General features: G+C 74.7%; 11 protein-coding genes. 7 read left to right on the top strand and 4 right to left on the bottom strand.

Annotated elements, in window-relative coordinates:
• Positions 1 to 54: 54 nt before the first annotated feature.
• The 4 genes from AB0C21_RS37665 (at position 55) to AB0C21_RS37650 (ending at position 3,854) form a co-directional block, all read left to right on the top strand.
• Positions 55 to 678 carry an RNA polymerase sigma factor gene (locus AB0C21_RS37665; RefSeq protein ID WP_500210816.1) on the top strand — a complete coding sequence of 208 codons (624 nt, stop codon included), beginning with the start codon at positions 55 to 57 and terminating at the stop codon, positions 676 to 678.
• Entirely contained in the window at positions 671 to 1,834 is a 1,164-nt protein-coding gene (locus tag AB0C21_RS37660) for a CU044_5270 family protein (RefSeq protein WP_500210815.1), read from the top strand. The genes AB0C21_RS37665 and AB0C21_RS37660 overlap by 8 nt, the downstream gene beginning before the upstream one ends.
• 134 nt (positions 1,835 to 1,968) lie before the next feature.
• Positions 1,969 to 2,607 (top strand): RNA polymerase sigma factor, encoded by a 639-nt coding sequence (locus AB0C21_RS37655; protein ID WP_149260489.1) that lies wholly within the window; start codon positions 1,969 to 1,971, stop codon positions 2,605 to 2,607.
• Between the two features lie 11 nt (positions 2,608 to 2,618).
• Complete coding sequence (locus tag AB0C21_RS37650) at positions 2,619 to 3,854, top strand: hypothetical protein (protein WP_500210814.1); 1,236 nt, start codon at positions 2,619 to 2,621, stop codon at positions 3,852 to 3,854.
• Positions 3,855 to 3,897: 43 nt separating this feature from the next.
• Here AB0C21_RS37650 and AB0C21_RS37645 read toward each other — a convergent pair whose 3' ends face one another.
• Positions 3,898 to 4,611 carry a TetR/AcrR family transcriptional regulator C-terminal domain-containing protein gene (locus AB0C21_RS37645; RefSeq protein ID WP_500210812.1) on the bottom strand — a complete coding sequence of 238 codons (714 nt, stop codon included), beginning with the start codon at positions 4,609 to 4,611 and terminating at the stop codon, positions 3,898 to 3,900.
• 111 nt (positions 4,612 to 4,722) lie between these two features.
• Here AB0C21_RS37645 and AB0C21_RS37640 point away from each other — a divergent pair, with 111 nt between their 5' ends.
• Positions 4,723 to 6,225, top strand: coding sequence for an MFS transporter (locus tag AB0C21_RS37640; protein ID WP_500210810.1), 1,503 nt, complete (start codon positions 4,723 to 4,725; stop codon positions 6,223 to 6,225).
• A 90-nt stretch (positions 6,226 to 6,315) separates the two neighbouring features.
• Here the strand turns inward: AB0C21_RS37640 and AB0C21_RS37635 are convergent, their stop codons facing one another.
• Positions 6,316 to 7,857 (bottom strand): 3-hydroxyacyl-CoA dehydrogenase, encoded by a 1,542-nt coding sequence (locus tag AB0C21_RS37635; RefSeq protein WP_500210809.1) that lies wholly within the window; start codon positions 7,855 to 7,857, stop codon positions 6,316 to 6,318.
• 163 nt (positions 7,858 to 8,020) lie between these two features.
• On the opposite strand from AB0C21_RS37635, the gene AB0C21_RS37630 reads away from it, so the two are divergent.
• The gene (locus AB0C21_RS37630) at positions 8,021 to 9,229 is read left to right on the top strand and encodes an acetyl-CoA C-acetyltransferase (RefSeq protein ID WP_500210807.1); all 1,209 of its coding nucleotides are present in this window, start codon (positions 8,021 to 8,023) and stop codon (positions 9,227 to 9,229) included.
• Between the two features lie 79 nt (positions 9,230 to 9,308).
• On the opposite strand, the gene AB0C21_RS37625 is transcribed toward AB0C21_RS37630, so the two are convergent.
• Positions 9,309 to 10,676 carry an NAD(P)/FAD-dependent oxidoreductase gene (locus AB0C21_RS37625; protein WP_500210805.1) on the bottom strand — a complete coding sequence of 456 codons (1,368 nt, stop codon included), beginning with the start codon at positions 10,674 to 10,676 and terminating at the stop codon, positions 9,309 to 9,311.
• Between the two features lie 96 nt (positions 10,677 to 10,772).
• On the opposite strand from AB0C21_RS37625, the gene AB0C21_RS37620 reads away from it, so the two are divergent.
• Positions 10,773 to 11,468 carry a hypothetical protein gene (locus AB0C21_RS37620; protein WP_500210803.1) on the top strand — a complete coding sequence of 232 codons (696 nt, stop codon included), beginning with the start codon at positions 10,773 to 10,775 and terminating at the stop codon, positions 11,466 to 11,468.
• On the opposite strand, the gene AB0C21_RS37615 is transcribed toward AB0C21_RS37620, so the two are convergent.
• Positions 11,465 to 12,064: a TIGR03086 family metal-binding protein gene (locus AB0C21_RS37615; protein ID WP_500210802.1), complete on the bottom strand. Its 600-nt coding sequence runs from the start codon at positions 12,062 to 12,064 to the stop codon at positions 11,465 to 11,467. The genes AB0C21_RS37620 and AB0C21_RS37615 overlap by 4 nt on opposite strands.
• Positions 12,065 to 12,332 lie beyond the last annotated feature (268 nt).

Genomic DNA, 12,332 nt, shown 5'->3' with positions numbered 1-12,332 from the left:
GGGGCTCCGGGTGATACGTCAGTGACCGCCGCCCGCGCCACGGAAAGGCAGCACATGACAGGGGAACCCCTCACCGCAGACCCGCCCCGGGACGGGGGTCCGGGGCGGGCCGACCACTCCGGCGTCATGCGGATGTCCCTGCGCGACCCCGAACGGTTCGGCGAGATCTTCGACGCCTACTTCACCGAGATCCACGGGTACGCGGCCAAGCGGCTCGGGCCGGACGCCGCGTCCGACGTCGCCGCGCAGACCTTCCTGGAGGCGTTCCGCGTGCGGGCGCGCTACGACGCGTCCCGCGCCGCCGTCCGGACCTGGCTCTACGGCATCGCGACCAACGTGATCAGCAAGCACCGGCGCGGCGAGGTGCGCGGGCTGCGGGCGCGGGCCCGGCTCGGCCCCGTCCAGGACGAGGCCGGGCACGCCGACCGGGTGGACGCCCGGGTCAGCGCGCAGGGCCTGCGCGGCCGGCTGGCCGGCGCGATCGCCGGGCTCTCCGCGGGCGAGCGGGACGTGCTGCTGCTCGTCGCGCTCGCCGACCTCACCCACGAGGAGGTCGCCGCCGCCCTGGACGTCCCGTACGGGACGGTCGGGTCGCGGCTCAGCAGGGCCAGGAAGAAGGTGCGCGAGGCGCTCGGCGGCACCGACCCGACGCGTGATCTGGAGGACGACCATGGATGAGCTGCGCGCGATCAGCGAGGCGTACGGGGAGCCCGCCCCGCCGACGCTGCGGGAGATGACCGAGGCCCGCGCCCGGATGTTCCAGGAGCCGGCGTCCCGCCGCCGCGTCCGGCTCGGATGGCGGTTCAAGGCGGGGCTCGGCGTGGTCGCCTCCGGCGCGGCCGTGGCCGTCGCGGTGACCGTGACCGGGTCCGGGTCGCCCGCGCCGCCCGCGCCCGCCGTCGACCTCGGCCGGCAGGCCGTGCTCGCGGCTGCGGAGAAGGCCGCCGCGCAGCCGACCGGCAAGTACTGGTTCTCCGACCAGATCCTGGGCCAGTCGTACATCATGCGGCCGAAGTCGGGCTCGTACGCGATCGTCGGCGCACACAGCGAGAACTTCTCCTGGTCGGCGGCCGAACGGGGCGGCGGGAACGGGTTCTACGCCCGGGACCTGCCGGCCAGGCCGCTCACGGAGCGGGACGCGGCGGCGTGGCGGCGCGCCGGCTCGCCGAAGGAGTTCAGGGTCTGGTCGAACGACCACTACTGGACCTATCCCCAGAAGGCGACGAAGTGGGAGACGGACGATCCCGACAGCAAGGGCGGCGGGAGGTTCTACGTCCAGGGGACCGGCAAGGAGCTGACCGTCGAGGAGATCCAGAACCTGCCGGACGATCCCGACGCGCTGGCCAGGATGTTCTACACGCGGCGCACGCCGAAGGACGCGCTGATCGCCAAGCGGGCCAAGCTGGCCGAGCGGGTGCCGCCCGGGTCGCACAGCCTCGGGGTGACCGCGTCGCTGCTGGAGGACGTCCCGCTGCCGCCCCGGGTCCGCGCGGGGCTGATGCGGGCGCTGGCCGCGCAGCCCGGCGTCCGGTCGCTCGGCGCCGCGACCGACCCGCTCGGGCGGACCGGCGTCGCGCTGGCCGTCGACAACCCGGTGGCGAAGGTGGACGGGGAGTTCGGCGCGCCTCCGCAGGAGCGGGGGGAGTACCGGTCGCGGTCGGAGCTCGTCTTCGACAAGGCGACCGGTGAGCTGCTCGCCGAGCAGGACGTGCTGACCGTGCCCGGCGGCGCGTACCGGGAGCAGCCCCCCGGGTTCGTGATCAACTACTGGGTCGTCCGGGACACGGGCTGGACCGACACCGTGCCGAGGCCGCCCGCGAAGCTGCCCTTCTGAGCGGCCGCGCCGCGCAGGACCCCCGCGCCCCCCGCCCGACGTCCGGGCGGGGGGCGCTCCGCGTGAAGGGGGATCCGGGGATCGGTTGAGAGCGGGGTGACCGAGAACTCCCCCCGACGACGAGGATCACCTTCATGGCCTCTCACCCCCCGCCGGATCCCGGGGCGCGGCGCGGCGCGGCGCCGGCCGCGTCCGGCGCCGACGCCTCCGACGCGGCGGCGATCGTCCGGTCGCGGCGCGAGCCCGCCGCGTTCGCGGAGATCTTCCATCGCCACTTCGCCGCGATCCACGGGTACGCGGCGCGGCGCCTCGGCGTCGACGCGGCGGACGACATCGCCGCGGAGACCTTCCTCGCCGCGTTCAACAAGCGCGGCCGGTTCGACCCCGACCGGGGGTCGGTCCGCCCGTGGCTGTACGGGATCGCGACCCGGCTGATCGGGCTGCACCGGCGCGCGGAGGGCCGCCGCTACCGGGCGCTGGCGCGCACGCCCGCCGAGCACGTCCAGGACGGGCACGAGGACCTGGTCACCGCGCGCGTCACGGCCGGCGGCGCGGGCGAGGACCTCGCCGCCGCGCTGGCCCGGCTGCCGCGCGGGGACCGGGACGTCCTGCTGCTGGTGGCGCTGGCCGACCTGACCTACGAGGAGGTCGGGCAGGCGCTCGGCCTCAAGACCGGCACCGTCGCGTCCCGGCTGCACCGTGCCCGGCGCCGCCTGAGGGAGTCGCTCGGCGGAACCCATCCCGCGCTGATCGTTGAGGAGAAGCCCGCGTGAACGAGACAGGCATGAACGAGACAGGCATGAACGAGACGGCCCGGGTCCGGCGCCTGCTGGGCGAGCCGCCGCCCCCGTCGGCGGACGCTTCGGCGCGGGCGCTGGCGATGCTGGAGGACGCGATGGCGTCGGGCGGCGGGCGCGTGCGGTCGCCCGGGACGGGCCTGCGGCGCTTCGGGTGGCCGGTCCGGCTGGGAGCGGGGCTCGTGGCGGCCGGGGCGGCGGCGGCCGTCGCCATCGTCGCCACCGGCCAGAGCCCGCCGGGGTCGTCGCCTGGGGCGCCTCCCGGGTCCGTGGACCTGGGCAAGCAGGCGGTGCTCGTGGCGGCGGACAAGGCCGCAGAGCAGCCGACCGGCAACTACTGGTCCGCCGAGAGGATCAGCGGGCAGGCCTACGTGGTGCGGGCGAAGACCGGAACGTACGCGATCTTCGGTGCCCACGACGAGACGTTCAACTGGACCGGCGCGAGGAAGGGCATGGGCGAGGCGTACTACGCCCGAGACCTCCCGGCCCGCCCGCAGACCCCGCGGGACGAGGCGCTGTGGCGCAGGGCCGGGTCGCCGTCGGCCATCCGCGTCTGGTCCAACGACCACTACTACACCTACACCACCAAGGCGTCGAAGTGGCGGTCGGAAGGGCCCGAGGTGGGCGTCGACCCCAAGGGCGGCGGGATGTTCCTGGACAAGTCGGTCGAGGAGCTGCGGAACCTGCCGACCGACCCGGTCAAGCTCGCCGAGATGTTCCTGAGCGATGACCTGATGGCGGCAAGCGGGGCCGACCCGAAGCCGAGCTCCAAGAAGCGGATGGCGGAGCTTCTGCAGACCAGGCCCGACCTGATCCCCGGCCTCAAGATCATGCGCGCCTCGGCGCTGCTCGGCACCCCGGTGCCGCCGAAGGTGCGTTCGGGCCTGATGAAGGCGCTGGCCGCCCAGCCGGGGGTCCACGCGGTCGGACGCGTCACCGACCCGTTGGGCCGCCCGGGCGTCGCATTGGCCGCCGGCGAGCGCACCAGCACGATCACCGGCGAGTACGGCGCGCCGAAGGCCGAGCAGGGGACCTACCGCTCCCGCCAGGAGATCGTCTTCGACGAGCGGACGGGCGCGCTGCTGTCCCGGCAGGACGTGCTGACCGAGCCCGGCGGCCCGTACGCGCAGATGAAGCCGGGCTTCGTCATCGAGTACCAGGCCGTCCGCTCGTCGGGGTGGACCGACGCCAAGCCGAAGCCGCCCGCGGAGCTGCCCTTCTGACGCGCTCCCGAGACGCCCCCCGCCGCCGCGGGCCCTCCGTCCCCTACCGGGCGGGGGGCCTGCGCGCTTCCAGGCCGTCGAGGACGCAGGCGAGCCCGAACGCGAAGCGGCCCTCCAGGACGTCGCCGGTCTCCTTCATCCAGATCTCCCGGATGTGGGACGCGAGCCCGGGGCGCTCCTCGTCCAGCCGGTCCAGGTAGGGCCCGAGGTTCTCGACCCACTCGGCGGCGGACGTGCCGGGCTGGCTGCGCTGCCAGCTCGCCTCGCTGCCGGCCGCGCCGATGACGTAGTCGACCACCGCGGACCAGGCGTACTCGAGGTCGAACCCGGTGAACCCGGCGGCACGGAACGCGGCGAGGACCTCGTCCAGGACGCGGGTCGAGTTCGGGCCGATCATCGGGCGGCTGCCGAACAGCGTCACCGTCCACGGATGCCGGTGGATCATCGCGCGGAGGCCGCGCGCGTAGCCGGTCGCGGCGGCCCGCCAGCCGCCGCCCGACGGGACGGCCACCTCGGCCATGACCCGGTCGAGGGCGAGCTCCAGCAGCTCGTCCTTGTTCGCGACGTGCCAGTACACCGACGTCGCGCCCGAGTTCAGCCGGGTGCCGAGGCGGCGCATGCTGAGGCCGTCCAGCCCCTCGGCGTCCAGCAGGTCGAGCGCGGCGTCGACGATCTGATCCCGGCTGAGGGCGGGCTGGGCGCGCCGCGCGCGCTCCGGCCGCATCCAGACGGACGGCGCCCTGCTCTTGTCGGCCATCGGCACATCCTCCCTCTCTCGTACACAGTACCGGGACTTGAACACTGTACGAGGCGAGTCGTACAGTGTGCGAGCCAACTCGAACGCTGTACGAGAAACCAGGGAGTGACCATGAGCGAGCCGCCGTCCCCGCATCCGCGGCGCTGGCAGATCCTCGGAGTGCTGTGCCTCAGCCTGTTCGTCGTCGTGGTCGACAACACGGTCCTCAACGTGGCGATCCCGTCCCTGCTGCGGGACCTGGACGCCACCACGTCCGACGTCCAGTGGGTGATCGACGCCTACTCGCTGGTCTTCGCGGGGCTGCTGATCACGGCGGGCGGCCTCGGCGACCGGCACGGCCGCCGCCGCGCGATGCTGATCGGCTTCGCGCTGTTCGGCACCGGGTCCCTGCTGGCCGCCTTCGCGGAGGGCCCCGCCCAGCTCGTCGCGATGCGGGCGCTGATGGGGGTGGGAGGCGCGTTCCTCATGCCCGGGACGTTGTCGATCATGGCGCAGGTCTTCGGGCCGGACGAGCGTGCCAAGGCGTTCGCCATCTGGGGCGCGACGTCCATGGCCGGGCTCGCCGCCGGACCGACGCTCGGCGGGGTCCTGCTGGAGCACTTCTGGTGGGGCTCGGTCTTCCTGGTGAACGTGCCCGTCGCCGCGGCCGCCGTCGCCGGGCTGCTGGCCGTCGTCCCCGAGTCGCGCGGGCCGCGCCGCCGCGCGGACGTGCCCGGCGCCGTGCTGTCCACGGTCGGCATGTCGGCGCTGGTGTGGGCGGTCATCTCCGGCCCCGCGCACGGCTGGACCGGCGCCCGCGTGCTCGGCGGGCTGGCCGTCGGCACCGCCGCGCTCGCCCTGTTCGCCGCCTGGCAGCACCGCAATCCCGAACCGATGCTCGACCTGCGCCTGCTGCGCGACCGCGCCTTCTCCGGGGCCGCCGCCATGATCGCGCTGTTCGGGTTCGCGCTGGCCGGCACGCTGTTCGCCCTGACCCAGCTGCTCCAGTTCGTGCACGGCTACGGGCCCCTCAAGGCCGGGCTCGCGCTGCTGCCCGTCGCCGTGTCCGCCGCCGCGGGCAACGGCCTCGGCGCGTCGCTGGAGTCGCGTTTCGGCGCCCGCCCCGCGCTCGTCGCCGGGTTCTCCGTCCTCGCGGCAGGGTTCCTGGCCCTCGGGCTGACCGGACCGGACGACGGCTACGCCGCGCTCGCGACCGGGCTCGTCGTCATCGGCTTCGGCGCGGGACTCGGCGCACCGCCCGCCTACAGCACGCTCATGGCCGCCGTCCCGGTCGAGGAGGCCGGGGTCGGCTCGGCGGTGAACGATGCCGGGCAGGAGCTCGGCAGCGCGCTCGGCGTCGCCGTCCTCGGCAGCGTCGTCTCCGCCGCCTACGCCCGCGGCCTGCCGGACTCCGCCCCCGCCGCCGCCCGCCGCTCCCTCGGCGAGGCCCTCGGGGTCGGCGACCCCGGCCTCGCGGACGCCGCGAAGGACGCCTTCGCCCACGCCGTCTCCGTGGGCTCCCTGACGGCGTCCGGCGTCATGCTGGCCACCGCCCTCTTCGCGGCCCTCGTGCTGCGCGGCGCCGAGCCGTCCGCCGGAGGCACCCGGCCGGAGAAGGTCCCCGAATCGGCGTGAAAGCGGATCCGGGGACCGGCGGAGTAAAGGATGACGACCATCCCCCCGGAGGTGCCCATGCCGGACCCCGCACAAGGGACGGCCGAGGCGCTAGCCGAGCAGGTCGGACGGGGCGGTCCCGGTCTCGGTGAGGGGCAGGCCGAGCGACACCCGCTCGTCCAGCCAGGCGCTCGGGCGGTAGCGGGGGTCGCCGGTCGACTGGTGCATCTGGTGGAGGACCTCCAGCACGCGCTCGGCGCCCACGTGGTCGCCCCACTCCAGCGGTCCGCGCGGGTAGCCGAGCCCGAGCCGGACGGCGGTGTCGATGTCGGCGGGACTGGCCAGCCGCTGCTCGGCGATGCCGCAGCCCACGTTGACGATCGACGCCAGCAGCCGCGGCGCGACGGCGACGGGCGCGTCCCGCACGACGGTCACCGGCCGTCCCGTGGCGAGCAGGGCGGCGAGCGCCGCGCGGCCCGCCTCCGGGTCGAGCGCGGGCTGCACGGTGAGGGTGATCCGGCCGAAGAAGCCGAAGAACCCGTCGATCCCGAGGGTCCGCTCTCCGGGGAGGCCGTTGGCGACCTGCTCGGCGACGCTCATGTCCGCCGTGGCCTCGACCAGCAGGACGGCCTCCTCGGACGGCTCCTCGTCCGCCTCGACCTCCACGCCGGCCTCGGACAGCAGCATGCCCAGCGTCTCGCGGTGCTGCGGTTCCTGGAACCAGACGGGCCGGAAGTCGGTGGCCGGGGCGCCGGCCTCGGCGGGCTCCTGCTTCACACCGTCCACGTACTTGTAGAAGCCCTCGCCGGTCTTGCGTCCGAGGAGCCCGGCCTCCATGCGGGCCCGGCCGATCCTGGACGGGCGGAACCGCGGCTCGGTGTAGAAGCCCGTCCAGATGGACTCCATCACCGGGTGCGACACGTCCATCCCGGTCAGGTCGAGCAGCTCGCACGGCCCCATCTTCAGGCCGAGGACGTCGCGGGCGATCCGGTCGATGTCCACCGGTTCGGCGACGCCCTCGGACAGGATCTGCAGTGCCTCCGTCACCAGGCCGCGCCCGGCGTGGTTGACGAGGAAGCCGGGCGCGTCCGGCGCGAGCACGGGGGTGTGGCCGAGACGCCTCACCAGGTCGGCGAGCGCGTCCGGGATCCACTCGGCCGTGCGCGCCCCCGGGATCACCTCGACGACCCGCATCAGCGGCACCGGGTTGAAGAAGTGCAGCCCCGCCACCCGGGACGGGTCCTTCAGCGCGGCGGCGATCGCCGTCACCGGCAGCGAGCTGGTGTTGGTGGCGAGGACCGTGTGCGCCGGGCAGACCTTCTCCAGCGACCGGAACAGCTCCCGCTTGGTCTCCATGTCCTCCCGGACGGCCTCCACGACGAGGTCGCAGTCCTGGAACGGGGTGAGCGGCTCACCGACCGGCCGGAGCCGCCCCTTCGCCGCCTCCGCCTCGTCCGCCGCCATGCGCCCCTTCGCGGCGAGCCGGTCGAACATGCCGCGGACGTACTGGACCGCCTCCATCACGGCCTGCGTCCGGATGTCGGCCAGCTCCACGGTCAGCCCGCCCGCCGCGGCGAGCTGCGCGATACCGCGCCCCATCGCCCCGGCCCCGATCACCCGGATCGTCGTCGCCCGGCCCGCCCACTGCTCCACGTCGCCTCCCGCACTCGTCCGGCCCTCCGGCCCACGTCCCGGTTCGCCACCGCCATGGGTACCAGCATTCAACCCTCCGCGGGACGCGAGCCCCGACGCCGCCCTCCAGGGCGGGGGCCGTACCCTGCGAAGTGCCCGCGACCCCCGTCCCGAGGAGCCCACCATGCGCGACGCGGTGATCTGCGAACCGCTGCGTACCCCCATCGGCCGGTTCGGCGGGGCGCTCAAGACCGTCACGCCCGCCGAGCTGGCCGCCACCGTCGTCCGCGCCCTGGTCGAGCGCACCGGCCTGCCGGGGGACGCGGTCGACGAGGTGATCCTCGGGCACTGCTACCCCACCTCCGACGCCCCCGCCATCGGACGCGTCGCCGCGCTGGACGCCGGGCTCCCGGTCACGGTCGGCGGCAGCCAGCTCGACCGGCGGTGCGGGTCCGGGCTCCAGGCCGTCGTCAACGCCGCCATGCAGATCCAGACCGGGGTCAGCGACGTGATCATCGCGGGCGGTGCGGAGAGCATGAGCGGCGCGCCCTTCTACACGACGGCGGCGCGCTGGGGCGTGCGCGGGCCGTCCCTGGAACTGCACGACGCGCTCGCGCAGGGCCGGGTGACCGCCGGGGGCGTCAACCACCCCGTTCCGGGCGGGATGCTGGAGACCGCCGAGAACCTGCGCCGCGAGTACGGCATCGGACGCCAGGAGCAGGACGAGCTGGCCGTCCGCTCCCACCAGCGCGCGGTGGCCGCCCAGCGGTCGGGGGTGTTCGCCGAGGAGATCGTCCCGGTGACCGTCCGGTCGCGGAAGGGGGACACGGTCGTCGACACCGACGAGCACCCGCGGCCCGACACGACGGCCGAGGGCCTTGCGAAGCTGCGTCCCGTCCTCGGCAGGAAGGACCCCGAGGCCACCGTCACGGCGGGCAACGCCAGCGGCCAGAACGACGCGGCCGCCGCCTGCGTCGTCACCACCCCCGAACGCGCCGCCGAGCTGGGCCTGCGGCCCCTCGTCCGGCTCGTCTCGTGGGCCCGCGCCGGGGTGCCGCCCGAGACGATGGGGATCGGTCCGGTCCCGGCCACCGCCAAGGCCCTGGCCGCCGCCGGCCTCACCCTCGCCGACATCGACCTCATCGAGCTGAACGAGGCGTTCGCCGCGCAGGTCCTCGCCGTCGCCCGCGAATGGGGCCTGAAGGACGCCGACTGGGACCGCGTCAACGTGCACGGCTCCGGTATCTCCCTCGGCCACCCCGTCGGCGCGACCGGCGCCCGCATCCTCGCCACCCTCGCCCGCGAGATGGACCGCCGCGAGGCCCGCTACGGCCTGGAGACGATGTGCATCGGCGGCGGCCAGGGCCTCGCCGCGATCTTCGAACGCGTCTGACCCGGGTCCGCGCCGTCCCGCCGGCCCGGCAGGCCCGCCTCGCAGGCGAGCAGCGCGACCTGGACGCGGTTCTCCAGATCTACGCCGGGTGCAGGGCGGCGCCGCTCCGCCGCGCGGCGTCGGCGAGCACCGCCTGCGCGGCGCGCCGCCCGGACACCAGGGCGCCCTGCTGGGAGCCGGTGTCGCGGTGATCGCCGCAGACGTACCGCCCGGCGCCCTGCCGCACCGGACGGCGCATCCGCAGCGGCGGCGGCATCGCGGGCAGCGCGGCCTCGATCGGGTACTCGGCCACGAGCCGCCAGCCGGACGTGCCGCCGTAGATCTCGCCGAGCCGCTCCAGCACGCGCGCCTCGTCCACCCCGGTCCCGAGCACGGACGTCGAGACGAGCGCGCGGCCGTCGGACGAGTAGCCCGGAGCCGCGTCGGTGAGGACCAGCGTGTCGGTGATGACGCCGTCGGCGTCGACGACCTGGATCGGCTCGCCCAGCGGCGACTCCGGGGCCGAATGGTAGAAGGTGGTCACGGCGCGCATCGCCGGCGCCTCGATCTCGGGCAGCAGCGCGGCCGCCCGGCGCGGGTCGGTGGCGACGACCACGGCGCTCGCCCGCACGGTGCCGCCGTCCGCGGTCCGCACGCCGCCGTCGACGATCTCCTGCACGGCGGTGTTCAGGGAGATCGTCCCGGTCGGCAGCCGCCCGGCGAGCTGCTCGGGGATGCGGCCCATGCCGAGCGCCGGGACGGCGATGGTGCCGCGCGCGAACGACCGCCAGACCAGGTGGAAGAACCGGCTGGAGGTCTCCAGCTCGCGCTCCAGCAGGACGCCCGCCAGGAAGGGGCGCATCAGCCTGTCGATCATCACGTCCGACATGCCCCGGACGCGGAGCTCGTCGCGGGTGCGGCGGTCCGGGCCGTCGCGCAGCCAGGAGCCGGTCGCGACGAGGTCGCGGGCGGTCATCGCCGCCAGCGCCGCCTTGTCGGCGGGCGTCCCGACGTCGGCGAACACGCCGCTCAACGCGTGTTCCGGGTGCCTCCAGGGCAGCATCACGCGCTCCCGGCGCCCCTCGTGGAAGACCAGCAGCCCCGACGAGAACGGCCGCAGGTCGAGGGCCTGCAGATCGAGCAGGCGCCTCGCCTCCGGATAGGCGGTGTTGAACACCTGGTATCCGCGGTCGAGACGGAAACCGTCCACGACGTCGGTGCGCACCCTGCCGCCGACCCCGTCCGACGCCTCCAGCACCCGGACGGGCACCCCTCCCTCGTGCAGCCGCACCGCACAGGCCAGGCCGGCCAGTCCCGCTCCGACAATGACGACGTCCTCGGCCATCGTGCTCCCCCCCTCGGCCGCGGCCGGCCCCCGCCGGCGCTTCCGGTCGCTCGCCTGGTCGTCATGCCCGCCGATCCCCTGGTCATCCACGGTCGCCGGCGGGCCCGGCCGGGAGCGCTCCATGGATCGGTCCCTGCACCTCGTCGTCGCCGTGCACGCAGGGCTGCCCGCTGACCGAACACCGCGGGGGCGGCCGGCGTCTGAAGTGCCATGAACCCCATGTGCGAACGGTGTGACGGCCCGCTGGTCCCCGTGGTGGCCGGTATGCCCGTCGACGACGGGCCGTACCGGCGGCACGAGCGCCGTGAGATCTACTACACGGGCGACTGCATGGGCCGGCCCGAGCCCTGGTGGTGCTGGTCGTGCGAACGGTTCGCCGACCCCGAGCCGCGTCCCCCGCGCTCGATGACCGTGGAGGGCTACCAGCTCTCCGTGCTCCGCGACATGCGCGGCATCGCCCCCGAGGCGCTCCCCGAGATGCCGGCCCCCTACGACGACCCGCCGGCCGGCCTGGTGGAGGAGGCCGGCCGGTGGGCGGTCATGGAGGCGCCGAAGATCAAGGACCTGGCGGCGATCCTGGGCGATCCGGTCGGCGGCGGCCCCTCCCGGCACCGGTTCGCCCTCCCGCTCTGGCCCGACTTCTGGCTGGAGCACACAAGCCTGGACACCGAGACCGGCGACTACGTCCTCGACCGGCGGTTCGTGCGCCGGGCGGGCGAGCCGATGCGGTCGGCGGACGGCATGCGCCCCTGGTCGGTCCTGCGGCCGGAGGCCGAGGCGTTCTTCGGCTGGGAGCCCACGCGGAGTCCTTACGCCTACTACCACGTCGTGCCGTTCCAGCTCGACGGGCGGCCGATGGAGGCGTACTTCGTCCACGACCTTCTCGTGCAGGTCTCGGAGCCCTCGGAGGACTAGCTCCGCTCCGCCGTCCAGGACGGGTCCCGGCCGGTCATGGCGATGAGGCGGTCCAGCGCGGACGCGTCCGCTCCCGCGTCGACGGCCGGTCCGAACAGGCCCGGGATGCCCTGCCCGCCGCTCTGCTCGACGGCCGGGGCGACGAAGGCCAGGCACGCCTCGATCTCCTCCTTGCCGACGTCGTAGGGGCGGCCGATGGCGCGGGACACGTCCCAGCCGTGCACGATCAGCTCGTTCATCGCCACGTTGCCGGCCTGGTCGCCGGGGAGGTCGACGCCGCCGGCCTGGGTCATGCCCTGCCACGCGTCCGGGGACCGCCAGGCCGCCGCGAGCGCGTCGAGCCGCTCGGGGACGCGGGTCCGCCAGTCAGGGTCGAGCCGGGCGGCGTCGGCGGACGGCGGCTGCGACGGGCCCTCCGGGAAGTCCTTCTGCGCCGCCCAGGTGAAGGCCAAGGCCAGGCCGTTCACGTGGTCGACGAGGGCGCCGAGCGACATGCCCTCGCAGGGCGTCGGCCCGGTGAGCCGGGAGTCGGGTACGTCGGCGAGCAGCCCTGCCATCCGCCGGGCGGCGGGGCCGAGGTCGGGCATCGGGGTCATCGGGAGTCCCTCCGTATCGGATACCGCTGGACGGGACGCGGGTGGACGCGTCCCGCCACGTGGTATGGACTCGTGATCCGGCGGATACTCATCGGTGCGCGGGTATTGGCGAGGGTATGCGGCGGAGATCGAAGGCCTTGGCGGTCCGGAAATCGGCACAGATGGTGCTGACCAGGGGATGTGACGCGTAAGCTACTGCCGAGTAGTATTCGGGCCCCGGATGGAGAGCAGTCTGACGCGAGCCCTACGCTGGCTGCCATCGCCCGTA

The organism is Spirillospora sp. NPDC049024, assembly GCF_040649235.1.
Taxonomy (GTDB): domain Bacteria; phylum Actinomycetota; class Actinomycetes; order Streptosporangiales; family Streptosporangiaceae; genus Spirillospora.
This window is presented reverse-complemented; position numbering and strand designations above follow the sequence as displayed.